This window comes from Alkalihalobacillus alcalophilus ATCC 27647 = CGMCC 1.3604 (assembly GCF_000292245.2).
GTDB lineage: Bacteria > Bacillota > Bacilli > Bacillales > Bacillaceae_D > Alkalihalobacillus > Alkalihalobacillus alcalophilus.
The window spans coordinates 18,400-38,523 of the sequence record NZ_ALPT02000013.1 but is presented as its reverse complement, the minus strand read 5'-3'; the positions used below and the strand labels follow the sequence as shown (position 1 = coordinate 38,523).

Annotated in this window: 20 protein-coding genes and 1 pseudogene; all 21 read left to right on the top strand. The window is 37.9% G+C overall.

The window, feature by feature from the left end; genetic code table 11:
* The first annotated feature begins 1 nt into the window (after position 1).
* Positions 2 to 1,096 (top strand): flagellar biosynthesis protein FlhB, encoded by a 1,095-nt coding sequence (gene flhB / locus BALCAV_RS05245; RefSeq protein ID WP_003320660.1) that lies wholly within the window; start codon positions 2 to 4, stop codon positions 1,094 to 1,096.
* Positions 1,097 to 1,107: 11 nt separating this feature from the next.
* The gene (flhA, locus tag BALCAV_RS05240) at positions 1,108 to 3,147 is read left to right on the top strand and encodes a flagellar biosynthesis protein FlhA (RefSeq protein ID WP_003320658.1); all 2,040 of its coding nucleotides are present in this window, start codon (positions 1,108 to 1,110) and stop codon (positions 3,145 to 3,147) included.
* Complete coding sequence (locus BALCAV_RS22695; protein ID WP_040323657.1) at positions 3,144 to 3,287, top strand: hypothetical protein; 144 nt, start codon at positions 3,144 to 3,146, stop codon at positions 3,285 to 3,287. The genes flhA and BALCAV_RS22695 overlap by 4 nt, the downstream gene beginning before the upstream one ends.
* A 5-nt stretch (positions 3,288 to 3,292) precedes the next feature.
* Complete coding sequence (locus BALCAV_RS05230) at positions 3,293 to 4,288, top strand: flagellar biosynthesis protein FlhF (protein WP_326938291.1); 996 nt, start codon at positions 3,293 to 3,295, stop codon at positions 4,286 to 4,288.
* Positions 4,281 to 5,135 carry a MinD/ParA family protein gene (locus tag BALCAV_RS05225; protein WP_003320656.1) on the top strand — a complete coding sequence of 285 codons (855 nt, stop codon included), beginning with the start codon at positions 4,281 to 4,283 and terminating at the stop codon, positions 5,133 to 5,135. Before BALCAV_RS05230 ends, BALCAV_RS05225 begins: the two co-directional genes overlap by 8 nt.
* Before the next feature lie 24 nt (positions 5,136 to 5,159).
* Positions 5,160 to 6,224 (top strand): protein-glutamate methylesterase/protein-glutamine glutaminase, encoded by a 1,065-nt coding sequence (locus tag BALCAV_RS05220; RefSeq protein WP_003320655.1) that lies wholly within the window; start codon positions 5,160 to 5,162, stop codon positions 6,222 to 6,224.
* A 3-nt stretch (positions 6,225 to 6,227) separates the two neighbouring features.
* A complete protein-coding gene (locus tag BALCAV_RS05215) occupies positions 6,228 to 6,866 on the top strand; it encodes a chemotaxis protein CheC (protein ID WP_003320654.1) in 639 nt (212 codons plus the stop codon).
* A complete protein-coding gene (locus BALCAV_RS05210; protein WP_003320653.1) occupies positions 6,859 to 7,347 on the top strand; it encodes a chemotaxis protein CheD in 489 nt (162 codons plus the stop codon). The genes BALCAV_RS05215 and BALCAV_RS05210 overlap by 8 nt, the downstream gene beginning before the upstream one ends.
* A gap of 29 nt (positions 7,348 to 7,376) precedes the next feature.
* The gene (locus BALCAV_RS05205) at positions 7,377 to 8,150 is read left to right on the top strand and encodes a FliA/WhiG family RNA polymerase sigma factor (RefSeq protein ID WP_003320652.1); all 774 of its coding nucleotides are present in this window, start codon (positions 7,377 to 7,379) and stop codon (positions 8,148 to 8,150) included.
* Between the two features lie 86 nt (positions 8,151 to 8,236).
* Positions 8,237 to 9,640: a DUF342 domain-containing protein gene (locus BALCAV_RS05200; protein ID WP_003320651.1), complete on the top strand. Its 1,404-nt coding sequence runs from the start codon at positions 8,237 to 8,239 to the stop codon at positions 9,638 to 9,640.
* Positions 9,641 to 9,653: 13 nt separating this feature from the next.
* A complete protein-coding gene (locus BALCAV_RS05195) occupies positions 9,654 to 9,974 on the top strand; it encodes a hypothetical protein (RefSeq protein WP_003320649.1) in 321 nt (106 codons plus the stop codon).
* An 11-nt stretch (positions 9,975 to 9,985) separates the two neighbouring features.
* Positions 9,986 to 10,528 (top strand): DUF6115 domain-containing protein, encoded by a 543-nt coding sequence (locus BALCAV_RS05190; RefSeq protein WP_003320648.1) that lies wholly within the window; start codon positions 9,986 to 9,988, stop codon positions 10,526 to 10,528.
* A gap of 163 nt (positions 10,529 to 10,691) precedes the next feature.
* Entirely contained in the window at positions 10,692 to 11,417 is a 726-nt protein-coding gene (gene rpsB, locus BALCAV_RS05185; RefSeq protein ID WP_003320647.1) for a 30S ribosomal protein S2, read from the top strand.
* Positions 11,418 to 11,659: 242 nt separating this feature from the next.
* Positions 11,660 to 12,544, top strand: coding sequence for a translation elongation factor Ts (gene tsf, locus BALCAV_RS05180; RefSeq protein WP_003320646.1), 885 nt, complete (start codon positions 11,660 to 11,662; stop codon positions 12,542 to 12,544).
* A gap of 117 nt (positions 12,545 to 12,661) precedes the next feature.
* Positions 12,662 to 13,378: a UMP kinase gene (gene pyrH / locus BALCAV_RS05175; protein ID WP_003320645.1), complete on the top strand. Its 717-nt coding sequence runs from the start codon at positions 12,662 to 12,664 to the stop codon at positions 13,376 to 13,378.
* Position 13,379: 1 nt separating this feature from the next.
* Entirely contained in the window at positions 13,380 to 13,937 is a 558-nt protein-coding gene (gene frr / locus BALCAV_RS05170) for a ribosome recycling factor (protein WP_003320644.1), read from the top strand.
* 130 nt (positions 13,938 to 14,067) lie between these two features.
* Positions 14,068 to 14,838, top strand: coding sequence for an isoprenyl transferase (locus BALCAV_RS05165; protein WP_003320643.1), 771 nt, complete (start codon positions 14,068 to 14,070; stop codon positions 14,836 to 14,838).
* A gap of 21 nt (positions 14,839 to 14,859) precedes the next feature.
* Positions 14,860 to 15,656 (top strand): annotated as a pseudogene (locus BALCAV_RS05160) (phosphatidate cytidylyltransferase).
* 38 nt (positions 15,657 to 15,694) lie between these two features.
* Positions 15,695 to 16,843, top strand: a complete 1,149-nt coding sequence (gene dxr / locus BALCAV_RS05155; protein ID WP_003320641.1) for a 1-deoxy-D-xylulose-5-phosphate reductoisomerase — start codon at positions 15,695 to 15,697, stop codon at positions 16,841 to 16,843.
* A gap of 21 nt (positions 16,844 to 16,864) precedes the next feature.
* Positions 16,865 to 18,121: an RIP metalloprotease RseP gene (rseP, locus tag BALCAV_RS05150; RefSeq protein ID WP_003320639.1), complete on the top strand. Its 1,257-nt coding sequence runs from the start codon at positions 16,865 to 16,867 to the stop codon at positions 18,119 to 18,121.
* A 64-nt stretch (positions 18,122 to 18,185) separates the two neighbouring features.
* A complete protein-coding gene (locus BALCAV_RS05145) occupies positions 18,186 to 19,892 on the top strand; it encodes a proline--tRNA ligase (protein WP_003320638.1) in 1,707 nt (568 codons plus the stop codon).
* Positions 19,893 to 20,124: the final 232 nt, after the last annotated feature.

Here is a 20,124-nt window from a genome sequence, read left to right as displayed (position 1 = left end):
GTTGTTCTATGTAAAAATAAACCTTCAATATTTTGCGGAAGAGAAGACAGAAAAAGCTACCCCAAAAAAACGTCAAGACTCTAGAAGAAAAGGTCAAGTGGCCAAAAGTACGGATGTAAATACGGCTTTTATTCTGCTTGCTGTGTTTCTTTTCCTTTGGTTATTTGGTGGCAGTATGCTTGGGCAAGCTATGTATGATTTCTTTAGGCAAAATTTCCAAACGTATTTGTTAATGGACCTCACAGCTAAAAATTTAGAGGTTATGTTCTTAGAGATCATTTTTCAAGTGGCGGTTGTTTTATTACCGATTATGTTAATGGCACTCGTTGCGGGCGTTTTTGCTAGCTTTATTCAAGTAGGAGTAATGTTTACGACAGAGCCCTTAAAGTTCAATTTAACTAAAATTGATCCAATAAAAGGAGCAAAGCGTATCTTTTCAGTACGTGCCTTAGTGGAATTAAGTAAATCTTTATTGAAAATTGGTTTTGTTGGCCTTATCGTTTTTTTGATGATTTGGTTTAACCTAGATGAAGTGATGTTATTGTCACAAAAATCGGTTGATAATGGCTTTTATTTAATCGCCAATTTAACCGCTCAGATGGGAATGGCGGTTGCTGTGCTTTTATTGCTTTTGTCGGTTCCTGATTATTTGTATCAACGTTACGATACAGAAAAACAAATGCGAATGTCGAAAAAGGATATTAAGGATGAGCATAAAAATATGGAAGGCGATCCGAGAATTAAGTCTAAACGAAAGCAGAAGCAGATGGAAATGGCGATGCAAAGAATGATGCAAGAAGTACCAAAAGCAGACGTTGTTATTACAAACCCAACGCATTTTGCTGTTGCGTTAAAATATGATGAAACCATTTCCGATGCGCCGATTGTCGTCGCTAAAGGGGTCGATTATGTTGCTCAAAAAATCAAGAGCATTGCGAGTGATCATGAAGTCACTTTAGTTGAAAATAAACCATTAGCAAGAGCTTTGTATAGCCAAGCTGAAATTGGGGACCAAGTTCCTGAAGATTTATTTAAAGCCATTGCCGAAGTATTAGCCTATGTTTATCGCTTAAAAAATAAACAGGTTGGAAAGTAGGGAGACGTGTTTTGAAACTAAAAGAATTATCTGTACTAATTGGTGTTATTTTTATTGTCATTATGTTAATTATTCCGCTCCCAACAGGGCTTATTGACTTTTTAATTATTTTAAATATTTCTCTCTCCCTTATCATTATTTTAGTAGCGATGAGTACTAAGGACTCTTTGCAGTTCTCGATTTTTCCGACCTTGCTATTACTTGTTACTTTGTTTCGAATCGGCTTAAGTGTCTCGACGATTCGTTCGATTTTATCAAAGGCGGATGCCGGAAATGTTATTGATACGTTCGGGAATTATGTTGTTGGTGGAAATACCCTCGTTGGGTTTGTTGTATTTATGGTTTTAGTTTTGATTCAATTTATTGTTATTACAAAAGGGGCCGAAAGGGTTTCGGAAGTAGGAGCTCGTTTCACTTTAGATGCGATGCCAGGAAAACAAATGAGTATCGATGCAGATTTAAATGCGGGTCTTATTTCCGACCAAGAGGCTAAAGCTCGTCGTGAACGTATTGAGAAAGAAGCGGATTTTTACGGGGCGATGGATGGTGCGAGTAAATTTGTGAAAGGGGATGCCATTGCTAGTATCGTGATCGTTTTTATCTCGATGATTTTTGGTTTAATTATTGGGATGATGCAAATGGGCATGGATCTTGGTACAGCCGCTCAAACGTATACGGTTCTAACGATTGGTGATGGGCTTGTTACACAAATTCCTGCCTTACTAATCTCTACTGCGACCGGTATAATTGTGACGCGTGCGGCATCTAGCGGTTCTTTAGGCGATGATATTACTTCTCAACTTTTTGCTTATCCCAAAATGCTCTATGTTGCGGCTATCACGATCTTTTTATTGGGAGTTATTACACCAATTGATAAATTTATTACCTTTACAGTCGCTGCAATGATTGCAGGTGGTGCTTTTCAATTAACGCGAATAGAGAAGAAAACACTTCATGAAGAAACAGCTGCGGCAGATGAAGCAGAGCCAGAAGAGGATATAAAATCACCAGAAAGTGTGGTGAGTTTGTTACAAATAGAACCGATTGAATTTGAATTTGGTTATGGTCTAATTCCTTTAGCTGATACGAATCAAGGGGGGGATATGTTAGATCGGGTCGTAATGATACGCCGTCAGCTTGCTCTAGAGCTTGGAATGGTTGTTCCTGTCATACGAATTCGCGATAATATCCAACTCCAACCAAATGAATATGTCATCAAAATCAAAGGAAATGAAATCTCCAAAGGGGAGCTATTACTTGATCACTATATGGCGATGAGCCCAGGTGTTGATGATGAATCGATTGTTGGGATTGAAACGATTGAGCCCGCTTTTGGTTTACCGGCTATTTGGATTAGTGAAGAAATGAAGGAGCAGGCTGAATTATCAGGCTATACGGTTGTTGATCCTCCTTCGGTCGTTTCAACTCATTTGACGGAAATTATTAAACGTCATGCTTTTGAATTGTTAGGACGTCAAGAAACAAAGCAACTAGTTGATCATTTAAAAGAGTCATATCCAGCCCTTGTTGAGGAAATTACTCCAAATCATTTATCAATTGGTGAAATTCAAAAAGTATTAAAGAACTTACTGAAAGAAAATATATCGATTCGAAATTTACCTGTTATCTTTGAAACATTAGCTGACTATGGTCCAATGACAAAAGATATGGGCTTAATTACTGAATATGTAAGGCAGTCATTATCAAGGCAGATTACGAAACAAATGACGACCCCAGGTGAACCATTATATGTAATAACTTTAAGTGGTGTCGTAGAGAAGAAAATAGCCGATGCGATTCAGCAAACCGAGCATGGCAATTTTGTCTCAATGGATCCGAATGATTCTCAAATGATTCTACAAGCAGCGGCAGAAGAAACAGAAAGGCTTTCACAAATGGGACAGATGCCAGTTATCTTATGTTCACCAGCTGTTCGTATGTATGTAAGACAGTTATTTGAACGGTATTTACCGCAAATTCCGGTTCTTTCTTATAATGAATTAGAAGCAAATGTTGAAGTACAAAGTGTAGGAGTGGTGAACCCGTCATGAAAGTAAAAAAATACATGGTCACATCAATGGCCGAAGCAAGGGCCCAAATACAAGCGGAATTAGGGCATGATGCGGTTATCTTACATTCGAAAGAAGTTGAGACAGGCGGGTTTTTAGGTTTTTTACAAAAAAGAAACTAGAAGTTATTGCTGCCATTGACCCGAAACCACCACAAAAAAAGAAACGCTCTATAGAGGCACCAGTAGTGAAACAAGAAGCCACACAAGCAATTGTCTCGGTAAAGAAAGAAACTACAAGTGCCATTAGCGAGGAGATTAGTGTGCTAAAAGAAATGATTGAGCAGATGTCCTCAGGTTATCAAGCGAATGAATATCCGGCTGGAATCGATGAGCTGTCTAAAGAGCTCGGTGGACATGGTGTGACAGATGCAATTCGCTACAGACTTATGAAAAAGCTGATGGAACAATTTGTGTTGACAGATGAGCAGCCGTCCTCCATGTCTAAAAATGAAACGTGGAGAGAGCAATTAAAAGAGCTCTTACTAAATGAATTACAGCCATATCCAATTAAAGCGATATCATTCGATAAACAAGTTCTCCAGCTTGTTGGACCGACCGGTGTTGGGAAAACGACAACGATCGCTAAATTAGCGGCGGAAGCAACCTTAAAGAAACAATTAAAAGTGGCCTTGATTACGACTGATACGTATCGAATTGCTGCTGTTGAACAATTAAAAACATATGCGAAAATATTAGAACTGCCTTTAGAAGTTGCTTATACGGTAGACGATTTACAAAAAGCAAAAGAAAAATTTAAAGAGTATGATCTAATTATGATCGATTCGGCTGGCCGAAATTTCACGGATAAAGCTTATGTAGAAGAATTATCAAAGGTTATCGACTTTCAAGCTGAAGCTACAACTTGTCTTGTTCTTTCATTAACTTCTAAATATGAAGACATGAAAAAAATCATTGAGCAGTTTTCGTTAGTTCAAATGGAACAAGTTATTTTTACGAAATTAGATGAAACAGCCTCTCTTGGAGCGTTATTGAATATTCCACTTGAGAAAAAGCTTGGCATTGCTTATATAAGCAATGGTCAAAATGTGCCAGATGATTTATTTACTCCAACGGCTTCATTTATCGTTGAACAAGTATTAAGAGGTTCCAAGCATGACTGATCAAGCCGAAAAATTAAGAATGATGGTCCAACAATCTCAAATGTCACATGCAAAAGTGATAGCTGTTATAAGTGGAAAAGGTGGTGTTGGGAAGTCGAATGTATCCTTAAATTTTGCTCTTTCGCTCATTCAGCAACAATTAAAAGTAACCGTGATTGATTTAGATATCGGAATGGGTAATTTAGAAATTTTACTTGGGAAGCCGGCTAAATATAGCATTGTTGATATGTTAGAGAGAGATTTATTAATTTCGGATATTAAAGAAGCAGGACCAGGTCACCTAAACTTTATAGCAGGCGGAACGGGACTATCAGAACTAGTGAAATTAAATGAAATAAAGCTACAGAAATTCAGTGAACAGTTAACAGAGTTAAGCTTAACAAATGATTATATTATATTGGATTTAGGAGCGGGATTGACCGAAGAGACTTTTGGGTTTATTTTAGCAGCTGATGAAGTGTTTGTTGTGACAACGCCAGAGCCCACTGCTGTCACTGATGCGTATTCGATGATTAAATATTTGACAGCAAAAGACGAACAGAAACCACTTTATCTCTTAGTTAATAAAGTAGATTCTGACAAAGAAGGGAAACAAACGGCCTTTAACTTGCAGCAAGTAGCGAAACGATTTCTCAACAAAGAAATTGAAATGCTTGGCTACTTACCAAATGATCCACAGGTGAGTAAAGCCGTTAAAGCGCAAACTCCCTTTATCATATATGATCAAAAGTCAAAGGTTAGTAAATCACTAAAAAAAATTGTCGCTACTTATTTGGGGAGAGGTAAATCAACCGTAAAATCGGTTGGATTTGTCCAAAAAATTCAATCGTGGTTTATCGCAAAATAAAAAGACATGTAGGAAGTGGTGCAATTGAATCGGAAAATTAACGTTCTAGTCGTTGATGATTCCGCTTTTATGAGAAGGCTCATTAGCGAAATGTTAAATACGGATCCGCAAATAAACGTAATTGGTACAGCTAGAAATGGACATGAGGCTCTTTCAAAAAGAGAACAATTGAAACCAGATGTGATGACACTTGATGTGGAAATGCCTGTTATGAACGGGCTTGAAACATTAAAGCAGATCATGAGAACGAACCCTTGTCCGATTATTATGTTAAGTAGTACAACGAGTGAAGGTGCCGAAAATACGTTGCTTGCGGTGGAGTATGGGGCCGTCGATTTTGTTGCCAAAACATCTGGACCTATTTCATTAGATTTAAAAAAGATTGAAGCTGAACTTAGAGAGAAAGTAAAGTGTGCGGCAAAGGTAAGGAACTTAAGAGCACCCGCTATTGATGTGCCAAAAGTAAGACCCAAACAAGTCACCTATTCTTTGGGCAGTGAACTTGTAAAAAAATTAGTATTAATTGGAACATCAACAGGTGGACCAAAGGCCTTAAAGCAAGTACTTCCAGCTCTTCCAAAAGACTATCCGTACCCAATTCTTGTTGTCCAGCATATGCCGGCAGGATTTACAAAATCTTTAGCAAACCGTTTAAATTCTTTATCAGAGATCGAGGTTAAAGAAGCAGAACCAGGAGAGAAACTACAGGGTGGGGTCGCTTATATAGCTCCAGGTGACTCCCATTTAGAAGTAAAAAGAATAAATGGAGAGTTATGTGCTCATTTAACTAAAGAAGACCCGATTCGAGGGTTAAGGCCAGCTGTTGATTGTTTGTTTCATTCGGTCGCGAAAATAGATGAATTACAAGTTCTAGCGATTATTTTAACGGGGATGGGAGCAGATGGTACAGACGGACTTTATGGATTGAAAAAGCGTCATTCTGTTTATGCCTTAGCAGAGTCAGAAAAAACATGTGTTGTGTTTGGAATGCCGAAAGTCGCTATTAAATCGAAGCTTATTGATAAAGTCATAGATTTAGAGTGTATGTCAGATGAAATTATTCATTTTGTTAGAAGAAAAGGAGTTTAAAAGATGACCTTTTTAGATTCGTTACGTTCTCATCATTTTGATATTTTAAAAGAAGTTGGAAATATAGGTGCTGCACATGCTGCCACCGCATTATCAAAACTAATCGACACAAAAATTGAAATGAATGTTCCTGCTGCACGCCTTGTCTCCTTTCAAGATTTACCGGAAACAGTAGGTGGTGCGGAGACAGAAGTCGTGGCGATCTTTTTGAGGTTTGGCGGAGATGCATCTGGAAGTATGTTCTTTTTAACGAGTATATTAGATGCTGAGAGATTTGTGACAAAGCTTATTCACAAACCTTTTCATTTAATAGGTGAAAGTGAAATTGAAGAAATCGGCATTTCTGCCTTACATGAATTAGGGAATATCCTTGCTGGCTCTTATTTATCTGCCTTTTCTGATTTTACGAACCTTAGTTTGCTGCCAACAGTCCCGCAAGTGAGTGTCGATATGGCAGGAGCAATTTTACATCACGGGGTCTTGACGATATCAGAGGTTGCCGATTATGCGATTTTAATAGAAACCGATATGATCGATGTGAAAAATAAACAACAGCCAATTAATGGTCAATTTTTCTTTATTCCGGATCCATTGTCTTTTGAAGTGATTTTTCGTTCATTAGGAGTGTCCATTCATGAATAATGTAACGAAAGTCGGAATGGCCGACTATAACACTGTTGAACCACCAAAGACGATTCGTACATTAGGTCTTGGTTCCTGCGTAGGGATTGTCTTATATGATGAACGGACACTTGTAGCTGGTATGGCCCATATCATGCTTCCAGATTCGACACAAGCTACTAGTCATTCGCAAAATCGAGCCAAATATGCCGATACAGCCATTAGTGATTTAATTGAACAAATGGTTCAGCTTGGAGCCAAGGTAAATCGATTGTACGCGAAAATTGCTGGTGGTGCGCAAATGTTTACTTTTAGCCAAGGGGTCGACATGATGCGAATTGGCCCTAGAAATGTCGAAGCTGTTAAAAGAACTCTTGCTGAATATAAGATACCGATAAAAGCAGAAGATGTTGGGGGAAAAAGCGGGAGAACGATTGAATTTAACCCAACAACAAAAAAATTACAAATTCGAACCGTGCACGCGGGAACAAAAGAAATTTAAACGGATAATGATACGAAGGAGAGAGATAAATGGCTCAATTAATCATAGAGGACGATAAAAGACTATGGGAACAATGGTTAAAAAATAAAGACCGAGATGCCTGTGACGACCTTGTCAGATTATACTTGCCGCTCGTTCAGTATCATGTTCAACGAATTGCCGTCGGATTACCTAAAAATGTTAACCGCGATGATTTATATAGCCATGGCCATTTTGGTTTGTTTGATGCTTTAGAGAAATTTAATCCTGAACGGGATTTAAAGTTTGATACGTATGCTTCCTTTCGCATTCGTGGAGCTATTTTAGATGGTTTGCGAAAAGCGGATTGGTTACCACGATCGATGCGTGAAAAGGTAAAAAAGGTAGAGGCAACAACCGAAAAGTTAGAACAACTATATGGTCGGAATGTGACAGCAGAAGAAGTAGCAACCCATTTAGAGATGTCTGTTGATGAAGTGACGCAAATATTAATGGAGCAATTTACAGCTAATATGTTATCAATTGATGAATTTACACAGGAGCAAGATAAATCAGATACATTTATGTCGACGATCGTTGATGAGAAGACCCTAACTCCAGAACAAACATTAATGGATGACTTTAAGAAAAAAGAATTAATTCGATTGATTAAAAAATTAACTGAGAAAGAACAATTAGTTATCAGTTTGTTTTATTATGAGGGGCTTACGTTAACCGAAATTGGTCAAATTATGGAATTATCGACATCAAGAATATCACAAATTCATTCCAAAGCCATTTTTAGATTAAAACAAGCCTTTAAAAGACAGCAGCATGATCAATAGAGCTATTGATAAGAAATTTTCGGATTCATCTATTGTTTAATAATGGGATTTTTAGAAATGTCTCGAATATTCGGTAGGAGGAGTTGATGTCATTGCACGCTTTGGAACCTTATTTTTCAGTTAAAGTTAATCCAAATAAAATGGAAGCCTATCTCCATCAGAAAGAACCAATTGGCAAAAGTGAAACGGTAAATAAGGAAAATTTGAATGATTTTTTGTTAAAAAAAAGAGTTCAATTCGGAATAGATAAGCAAGTGATCGAATACGTCATTGAAAATCAAATGAACGATTTTGAACCTCAATTAATTGCAAAAGGTCAAGAACCGACAGATGGAAAAGATGCCTACTTGTCTTTATTTTTAAACCCGAAAAAAGAACAATCGGTAGAAACTAATCAAGATATGCATACGGTTGATCTAAAAGACGTTCTTGAAATTCCTGCCGTTGAAGCCGGGGCCAAATTAGCCCAGAAAATTGCCGCTACAAAAGGCACCGATGGGATAAATGTTTATGGGGATAAAGTCCAAGCGAAACGAGGAAAGGATTTTCAGCTCAGAACAGGTAAGAATACGAGGCTTGAAGAGAACACTCAAACCCTTTTTTCGATCGTAGATGGACAAGTTTCTTTTACGAAAAAAACGGTTCATGTTTATCCGGTTTATGAGGTGAAAGGCGATGTGGGAACTAAAACGGGTAATATTCACTTTATTGGAAACGTCCACATTCGTGGAAGTGTCCCTACGGGGTTTAAAATTACTGCAGGTGGAGATATTAGGATTTCTGGCACGATAGAAGGAGCCGAACTAGTTGCGGGCGGTTCGATTTATGTCGGGGCTGGTATTGTTGGCCAGAAAAAAAGTCAAATCAAAGCTAAAGGTTCGCTCCACACGACTTTTATTAATGAAGGAAATATTGAAGTTGAGGATTCGATTTATGTTACTCAATCGATTTTACATAGTTATTGTTACGCCTTTTCGGAAATTGTTTGTATAAAAGGAAAAGGGAACATCGTGGGGGGAAGTACATCAGCTGGATTTAAGATCCATGCAAATGAATTTGGAAATGCGATGCATACCAAAACAGAGCTTTATGTTGGTCCATCTGAAAAGGCTGTGAAGCAACAAAAAGAAATGGAATTGTTTATAAAAGAAACGAATGAAAATATTAATAAATCTTCCAAATTGCTTAAAATGCTAGTGGAAAAAGAAAAAAGATCTGGTGCATTGCAAGGGAAAGAAAAGCTACATAAACTTAAGGTTTTACATTTTTTAAAAGAGTCTATGACAAAACGTGACCAGCAAGAGGAAAATTTGTTAGAATTAAAAGAAAATATTCAAGGTCAAATTTTTGGGTATATAAAATGTGAGAAAATGATTTATCCTAATGTAAATGTCCATTTTGGCAAATATCGTCGTAAGTTATCATCATCCTACCCTAAAACGCAAATTGCTTTAATGGAAAATGAGATTACGATCTCGATGTTAAAATGAGGAGGAGTGACACATGAGCCTTCGTCCGGTCGAAATGCAAGGTTCGTATCCGCATTCACAAAAAACAGGAAAAATCCAAGAACAAATGCAACAGCGTTTTCAAACACGGCAAGATTTGCTAGCCCAGGAGCAAGCAGAACTACTGCGACAAAAAAGAAAGATGATTACGCAGTCTGAAGAAACGACCAATTCGAAAATTAGGGATGAACAAAAAGGTCAAAAGGAGCAAAATGAAAGATCTGACCAACAAAGGAAAAAAAGAGAAGACCAACAAGAAAGAAAAGAGCAATCGAACCATCCCTATAAAGGGAAGTTTATTGACTTTTCGGGCTGAGAGGAAGTACGATGGCATTTTTAGTAGCGGTTAGTTTTATCATTCATATTGTAGTTGTCTTTATTCTAGTATCACTCAAAAACAGAATCGCTCATTTAGAGCAAGAGAACGAAAAGTTGAATCATTTAAAAGTCGAGATTCAAGATTCATTGATTTTGCATACGAGCCAAATAAAAAAGGATAATGAAGCCCTTATCCAAAGCTTAAGCAATCATACCGTAACATCAGAAGAGCAAAAATCAAAACGTTCAAATGTAGAATTAGCTGAGTCAGCACAATCAGGGGCCGTACAACATAAAAGCATCGAACAGGAACCTTTAAAAGAAAGCCCTAAAAAGAGTTCTTTTAAAGCTGAATTAAATAAGGCAGAAGCAAGCAGCTATTCTGATTATGAACCTCCTGTTGATACAACGAGTGAAGGTGTCGTATTTGAGCAATCGTTAACAGTGAAGGTTTTAACTTTATCCAAGCAAGGGCTCTCTGTAGAAGAGATTGCCAAACAATTAAAAGTTGGTAAAGGGGAAGTTCAACTTATTTTGAATTTTTATCGCTAATCGATAACATTTACTTGCAAGGGAACGTTCGTTATGGTATATTAATTGACGGTGTTAATCACACACGCATGCTGATTTGAACATTGGTGCTGTTTTAACAGTTTTGTTCAAATATGAAGGATGCGGAGGAAAATAAAAAACCAATCATAAGGAGGTGTTTGATGTGGCAGTGATTTCCATGAAACAATTACTAGAAGCTGGGGTACACTTCGGTCACCAAACTCGTCGTTGGAACCCAAAAATGGATCGCTACATCTTCACGGAGCGTAACGGTATTTACATTATCGATTTACAAAAAACAGTTAAGAAAGTTGACGAAGCGTATAACTTTGTTCGTAACTTAGCTGCTGACGGAGGAAAAATCCTTTTCGTTGGAACAAAAAAACAAGCACAAGATTCAGTGAAAGAAGAAGCTGAACGTTGTGGTATGTACTTCATCAACCAACGTTGGTTAGGTGGTACATTAACAAACTTCGAAACGATTCAAAAGCGTATTACGCGTTTGAAAAAACTTGAGAAAATGCAAGAAGATGGTACATTTGATGTACTTCCTAAAAAAGAAGTTATCTTATTAAACAAAGAAATGGATCGTCTTGAGAAATTCTTAGGTGGAATTAAAGACATGCCAGGAGTTCCTGATGCATTGTTTGTTATTGACCCACGTAAAGAACGTATTGCAATTGCGGAAGCTCACAAATTGAACATTCCAATTGTTGCGATTGTAGATACAAACTGTGATCCAGATGAAATTGATTATGTAATCCCAGGTAACGATGATGCAATTCGTGCCGTTAAACTTCTAACTGCAAAAATGGCTGATGCTGTGATTGAAGCAACAACTGCTGAAGAAGCGGAAGAAGTTGAAGTAGAAGAAACAACGACTGCTTAATTTTATTTGCTTTGATTAAAGGGTGGTAAAGGGGGTTACCCTTTTCCGCCCTTTTTTTAAAAGGAATCGATAGCAGAGAGTAAGAACGATGAGATTTCTACAGGGATATAGTGATTGTATGCTTTTGCATGAGCGATATGCTATATTTTCCTGAAAATGAGAATTACATATGGGGAAAGCGGCTATAAATGTTTGAACCATAATAATGTTGAACATACTTAAGTTTGAGGAGGCGTATTTGAATGGCAATTACAGCTAGCATGGTTAAAGAATTGCGTGAAAAAACAGGCGCAGGAATGATGGATTGTAAAAAAGCATTAACAGAAGTTGATGGTGATATGGATAAAGCGATTGACCTTTTACGTGAAAAAGGAATTGCAAAAGCAGCTAAAAAAGCAGATCGTATCGCAGCAGAAGGTTTAACATTTGTTAAATCTGAAGGAAATAAAGCGGTTCTTATTGAAGTAAACTCTGAAACAGACTTTGTTGCAAAAAACGAAGCGTTCCAAACATTAGTTAAGGAACTAGCAGAGCATGTATTAGAACAAAATCCTGCAGATGCGGCTGAAGCATTAACTCAAGCTTTCAAAGGTGATGGTCCTTCTTTAGAAGAATATATCAACTCAGCTGTTGCAAAAATCGGAGAAAAAATTACGCTACGTCGTTTCACTATCGTAGAAAAAACAGATGCAGATGCATTTGGTGAGTACTTACACATGGGTGGACGTATTGGTGTATTAACGGTTCTTAATGGAACAACTGACAGTGCCCTTGCAAAAGATATTGCGATGCATGTGGCAGCAATCAACCCAACTTACGTAGATCGTACAGCTGTATCTGAAGAAACAGTTAACCACGAGCGTGAAATTTTAAAACAACAAGCACTTAACGAAGGTAAACCAGAAAAAATCGTTGAAAAAATGGTTGAAGGTCGTTTAAGCAAGTTCTTTGAACAAGTATGTTTAGTTGACCAACCTTTCGTTAAAGACGGTGACCAAAAAGTTGGCAAGTTCCTTCAAAATAAAGGAGCTACTGTTCAATCTTTCATCCGTTATGAAGTAGGAGAAGGTCTTGAGAAAAGAGAAGAGAACTTCGCTGATGAAGTTATGTCTCAAGTAAAGAAATAATTCAAGATAAGGGGCACATTAGCTAGTGTCCCTTTTTTTCAAGGTAATTAAAGATTTTTAGTACGAATTATTTCGCACTTTTACACTTTTCTATTCGTTATTTTTATGGAGGTCATCATGCAAAAATTTAATCGAGTTGTTTTAAAATTAAGTGGTGAAGCATTGGCAGGAGAACAAGGGTATGGAATTGATCCAACTGTTATTCAATCGATCGCTTCACAAATTAAGGAAATTGTAGAGTTAGATGTGGAAGTGGCTGTTGTTGTTGGAGGCGGCAATATCTGGCGTGGAATGGCGGGAAGTGCAAAAGGGATGGACCGAGCAACCGCTGATTATATGGGGATGCTTGCAACGGTTATGAATTCCTTGGCCTTACAAGATAGTCTTGAAGATATCGAGGTAGAATCCCGTGTGCAAACATCGATCGAAATGCGTCAAGTAGCTGAACCTTATATCCGTCGAAAAGCGATTCGTCATTTAGAAAAGAAACGTGTCGTTATTTTTGCGGCAGGAACAGGGAATCCTTATTTCTCTACAGATACAACAGCTGCCTTGCGTGCGGCTGAAATCGAAGCAGAAGTGATTTTGATGGCTAAAAATAAAGTAGATGGTGTTTATAGTGCTGACCCATCGGTTGATGAAAACGCGAAAAAATATTCATCATTAACATATATGGATGTATTAAAAGAAGGGTTGGCTGTTATGGACTCAACCGCTTCATCATTATGTATGGATAATAATATACCATTAGTTGTCTTCTCCATTATGGAAGAAGGAAATATTAAACGAGCTGTACTTGGTGAAGAAATTGGTACAGTAGTTAGGGGGAAATAAGATGTCACAAGAAATTCTAAAAAATGCTGAAGGCCGTATGACAAAAGCGATTGATGCTTTAAATCGTGAACTTGCTAAATTACGTGCAGGACGTGCAAATCCAGCCTTATTAGATCGGGTTACTGTTGAATATTACGGTGCGGAAACACCACTTAATCAATTAGCGACGATTTCAGTACCAGAAGCTCGTTTGCTTGTCATCCAACCATTTGATAAGTCATCTATTAATGATGTTGAAAGAGCGATTATGAAAGCTGATTTAGGTTTAACACCTTCTAATGATGGAACAATTATTCGTATTCAAATTCCTGCATTAACAGAAGAGCGTCGTAAAGAGCTTGTGAAACTTGTCAAACGCTCAGCTGAAGAAGCGAAGGTCGCTGTTCGTAACGTTCGTCGTGATGCTAATGATGAACTGAAAAAATCTCAAAAAGATGGCGATATGACTGAAGATGATTTACGCCGTGAGACAGATGAGGTTCAAAAGCTAACAGATAAAACGATTGAAAAAGTGGACGCTGTTGCAGCAAACAAAGAAAAAGAAATTATGGAAGTCTAAGCAAATTAGTTGTAAACTAGATGAAGAATAAAGACCCTCTTTTTAGGGGGTTTTTTACACTTTTTCTCATAGAACGATTTGGAAAGAAGCGAGGCAGTGATCCAGCTGCGCGTAGATGGAGGGCAGACGGATGCTTGATAGATTTTCTAAATGGAGAGCAAAGGAAAAGAATTCAAGTGAAGCAGCGGCTCAGCTTGAACACGTTAACATTCCAGAGCATGTCGCGATCATCATGGATGGAAATGGAAGATGGGCGAAGAAAAAGGGACTTCCTCGCGTTGCTGGGCATCGTGAAGGGATGAAAGTTGTTAATAAAATTGTACGTAAAGCCAATGATGTAGGGGTAAAAGTCTTAACGCTATATGCATTTTCAACAGAAAATTGGAAAAGGCCCAAAACAGAAGTGGATTTTTTATTACGATTACCCGAACGATATTTAAATAGTGAGCTCCCCACATTAAAAAAAGAAAATGTGCGGGTGCGTTTAATGGGAAGTCTTGATAATTTACCGGACTATACATTACGTGCAGTCAGGCAAGCGGTTGAGGAAACAAAAGATAACACCGGACTAATCCTTAACTTCGCACTAAATTATGGTAGCCGCTTTGAAATGCTTGAAGCAATTAAACAAATTAGTGAAGAAGTTAAAGCAGGAAAGCTAGAATCAACTGATATAAATGAAGAATTAATGCAAAACTATTTAATGACCGCGCAATTATCAGATCCCGACTTATTAATTAGGACAAGCGGAGAAATTCGCTTAAGTAATTTTATGCTTTGGCAAGCAGCTTATAGTGAATTATGGTTTACAGATGTTTTATGGCCAGATTTTAATGAACATCACTTTACAGAAGCGATTGCCGTCTATCAAAAAAGAGCAAGGCGCTACGGGGGCGTGTAAATAAAGGAGGCGGCAATACTTATGAAACAGAGAATCATTACAGGAGTTATTGGTGGAGCTTTATTTATTAGTTTAGTTATTGCAGGAGGCTGGCTTTTTTCAACGTTTATTTTTATCGTTGCATCTGTTGCAATGACAGAGCTTTTAAAAATGAAGAAAATTTCACCATTCTCTGTAATGGGATTAATTAGCTTAGGTTCGATGTGGCTGTTGCTCATTCCATCCACATGGTTTGATACAGTCGTAACGATTCAATTTACTAAAATTGAAACCTTTGTTTTTTAATTTTATTTTTGCTTATGTTAACAGTTCTTTCGAAAAATAAATTCACTTTTGATGAAGTTGGGTTTGTCGTATTATCTTCGGTTTATGTTGGTTTTGGTTTTCATTATTTATTAATGACAAGAGAAATCGCCGATATTGGTATGTGGTTAGTCTTTTTTGTTCTTATTATTATTTGGACAACCGATTCAGGAGCTTATTTTATTGGCCGGGCATTTGGAAAGCATAAGTTATGGCCAGATATTAGTCCAAAGAAGACAGTAGAAGGAGCAATTGGTGGGATTATAAGTGCGGTTGTGTTAGGAACTATTTTTTATTGGTTCTTCCCGATCTTTGATCACTACTTTATTGCCCTATTTGTTATGTTAGTTGCCTCCACGTTTGGACAATTAGGGGATCTGGTGGAATCTGCTTTAAAACGACATTACTCGGTCAAAGATTCAGGAACGGTATTACCTGGACATGGTGGAATTTTAGACCGCTTTGATAGTTTAATTTATGTAATGCCGATTTTACATCTTCTCCAATTAATCTAAATATAAAATGTGATATTTTGAACTGAGGGTGAATAATGGTGAAGAAGATAGGACTACTTGGCTCAACGGGTTCGATCGGGACGCAAACATTAGATGTCATTCGTGAGCATCCAGAACAGTTTTTATTAATTTCGATGTCTGTTGGTCAAAATATTGATTTAGCTAAAAAGCAAATACAAGAATTTAAGCCAAAACTTGTTTCAGTTTTATCGGACAATGATAAGGAAAAGTTGAAATTAGAATTTGGTGATAAAGTAGAGGTCGTTTCAGGTCATGAAGGGTTAGTTGAAGTGGCCGTACATGAAGACGTTGATGTACTAGTCAATGCTGTAATTGGAAGTGTCGGATTAAAACCAACGCTTGCAGCCATTGAAGAAAAAAAACAAATCGCGATTGCGAATAAAGAAACATTAGTAACAGCAGGCCATCTCGTCACAGAAGCGGCTAATCGAAATGGGGTAACTCTTTTACCAGTTGATAGTGAGCATTCTGCTATTTTTCAAGCGTTAAATGGGGAACGAACAATGGATATTGAACGACTCATTTTAACAGCTTCAGGTGGAAGTTTTCGTGATTTAACGCGGGACGCTTTAAAGAATGTGACGGTTGAACAAGCGTTGAATCACCCGAATTGGTCAATGGGAGCAAAGATTACGATCGATTCAGCGACGATGATGAATAAAGGCCTAGAAGTCATCGAAGCCCACTGGCTTTTTAACATACCATATGAACAAATTGATGTCCTTTTACATAAAGAAAGCATTATTCACTCAATGGTGGAGTTTCATGATAAGAGTGTGATGGCTCAATTAGGAACTCCCGACATGCGTGTTCCAATTCAATACGCGTTAACCTATCCCAAAAGACTTGAAAGATTAAATGGAGACAGGTTAAACTTATGGGATATAGGCACATTGAATTTTGCCAAATTAGATTTTGAACGTTATCGCTCAATCGCTTACGCTTATGAAGCGGGAAAGAAAGGTGGCTCTTTTCCAACCGTATTAAATGCTGCGAATGAGGAAGCTGTTGCAGCCTTTTTAAATAAAAGGATAAGCTTTTTAGAGATAGAACGTTTAATTGAACAAGCATTGGAATATCATGTAGGAATAAAGCAACCAACTCTTGAGGAGATTATTGAAATTGATCAACAATCAAGAGACTTTATCCACTCTAAAATTGATTAAGGAAAGGTGGAGAACGAGTAATTGGAAACGTTACTTTCTTTTATATTAGTTTTTGGTTTACTTGTATTTATTCATGAATGGGGACATCTGTATTTTGCCAAAAGAGCAGGTATTCTGTGCCGTGAGTTTGCGATTGGATTTGGTCCTAAAATCTTCTCTTTTGAACGAAATGAAACAGTTTATACGATTCGTATGCTGCCACTTGGTGGGTATGTACGAATGGCAGGTGAGGAGCCCGAAACGATTGAAATCAAGCCGGGCTATGATATTGGACTTGTTTTGAATGAACAAAACAAAGTTAAAGAGATTATTATTAATAACAAATCCAAACATCCTGAAGCAACGGTTGTTCAAGTGGAAAGAATTGATTTGGAGCATGATTTAGTTATTGAAGCTTTTAATGAGCTTGAAGAGAAAGTAACGTTTGAAGTTGATGAAAAAGCAAAGATTATTCACGATGAGATCCCAACACAAATTGCTCCTTGGAACCGCCAATTCGGCTCGAAGTCAGTCGGAAAACGAGCGTTAACGATTTTTGCTGGACCGATGATGAACTTTCTCTTAGCCTTTGTGTTATTTTCTGTAGTTGCTTTAATGCAAGGAATGCCAGTTGATGAAGCGAGAATTGGAACATTAACTGAGGATGGAGTTGCGAGGGAAGCAGGCCTTTTAAAAGGGGATGAAGTTCAGTCTATTGATGGTACACCTGTCCATACTTGGACTGAGATGACGTCTGTTATTCAAGCAAATCCTAACCAAGAAATCGACTTTGTGATTAGTCGTGATGGAGAAACACAGACGATCGCAGTAACACCACAAGTTCGTGAAAGTCTTGAGGGAGAGCCTGAAGGAGTAGTTGGGATTCATCAGCCAACAGAGTTTTCTATTGTAGGAGCCTTACAATACGGTGTAACCCAAACTTATACAGTTGCAACAATGATATTTGAAGTTCTTGGCCTCATTGTTACAGGGGAATTTTCGATGGATTATATCGCAGGGCCTATTGGAATTTATGACTATACAGGTCAGGCAGCCGCTCTTGGGATTTTTGTATTAATGAATTGGTCAGCTGCGTTAAGTGTTAACTTAGGGATTATTAACCTTTTACCGATTCCAGCCATGGACGGAGGAAGACTTGTCTTTTTAGGACTAGAAGCTCTAAGAGGAAAGCCGATTGACCCGCAAAAAGAAGGAATGGTTCATTTTATCGGTTTTGCTTTATTGTTTTTACTCGTCATTGTCGTAACATGGAATGATATTAATCGCTTATTTATGTAATACTTCTAAAGCATAATTTAGCTATACATTAAGATAAAGTTTACGGTTAGAAAGGACTTTGTTTATGAAACAATCATCATTTTTATTGCCAACTTTAAGGGATGTTCCATCTGATGCCGAAGTTAAAAGCCATCAATTAATGCTTCGAGCTGGAATGATGAAACAAATTGCAGCTGGGGTATATGCTTATTTACCTTTAGCAAAGCGGGTTATTCAAAAGGTAGAAAATGTCGTTCGAGAAGAAATGAATAAAACAGGAGCACAAGAGTTAACAATGCCTACTCTACACCCTTCAGAACTTTGGCAAGAAACAGGGCGTTGGGACAAAATGGGTGGAGAACTCATTCGTCTACAAGACCGTCATAATCGTGACTTTGCTCTTGGTCCAACACATGAAGAAGTAATTACATCAATTGTACGAGACTATATTCAGTCTTATAAAAAACTTCCGATTAATCTTTACCAAATTCAAACGAAATTTCGTGATGAAAGAAGACCACGTTTCGGGTTATTAAGAGGCCGAGAATTTATTATGAAAGATGCTTACTCTTTCCATACAACGAGTGAGTCGTTAGATGAAGAGTATCAAGCGATGTATGACGCTTATTCCAATGTTTTTTCGAGAGTGGGTCTAAGTTTTCGACCAGTAATTGCCGATTCTGGGGCAATGGGTGGAAAAGATACACATGAGTTTATGGCCCTTGCTGATGTCGGTGAAGATACGATCGCCTACTCGGATTCTTCTGATTATGCAGCCAACATTGAAATGGCTGCAGTTAAAGTGGAAGAGCCTTCAAGTGTAGCTGAAATGGTTGAGCTTGTGAAGGTTCAGACAGGGGAAGCGAAAACCATTGAAGCCGTAGTAAGTGAATTAAAAGTGGAAACAAAATCGGTTATAAAATCATTGCTTGTTAAAGTGGATGATGAAATGGTTTTAGTGCTCATTCGTGGCGATCACGAATTAAATGAAGTTAAATTAAAGCATGCTTTAGAAGCAAAAGATATACGTTTTGCATCAGATGCCGAAGTTGAACAAGTAATGGGTGTAGCAGCTGGGAATATTGGGCCAGTTGGTACAAACGTAAAAGTTGTTGCGGATTATGCAGTAAAAGCAATGGCAAACAGTGTTTGTGGAGCAAATGAAAAAGAAGCTCATTATACTGGGGTTAATGCAGGCCGTGATTATCAAGTTAGCCAATATGCTGATCTTCGTTTTATTCAAGAAGGAGAGCCTTCACCAGACGGTAAGGGAACGATTCAATTTGCTCAAGGAATTGAAGTTGGCCAAGTCTTTAAACTAGGAACCTTTTATTCTGAAAGTATGGGAGCAAGTGTACTTGATGAAAATGGTAAATCAAAACCGATCTTAATGGGTTGTTATGGTATTGGTGTATCTCGTACGGTTGCTGCTATTATTGAACAACACCATGATGAGAATGGAATCATTTGGCCATATGAAGTGGCACCATTCCAAATTCATTTACTCGCGATGAACAGTAAAAATGCGCAGCAAAAAGAATTAGCTGATCATTTGTACACTTTACTCCAAAGCAAAGGCTATGAAGTATTATACGATGATCGTCCTGAAAGAGCCGGAGTCAAATTTAAAGACTCTGACTTAATCGGTTTACCGATCCGAATTGCGGTAGGAAAACGTGCATCTGAAGGAATCGTCGAGTTAAAAATGAGAAAATCAGGTGAAATGGTCGAAGTAGCTATTCCGGAGATTGAAGAACTGATTTCCAATAAAGTATTAGAATTAAAAGGTTAGGCTTAAACCGATTTATTATACAGAAGTGAAGGGTATCTCACGAGCATGAGGTACCCTCTCTTTTCTAAAAGCCGCTTACTAAGCATTGGAGGCTCCCGACTCACCCGCGGAACGCGTAGGGCATGCAGCGAGCGGAGTATACCAATTTAATGATCGGATAGTTTTTGGGTGTCCACATTGGAGTTGTGGGGGCGCAAATCAAATAATAACAACCAATACCTTAAGACCCTTA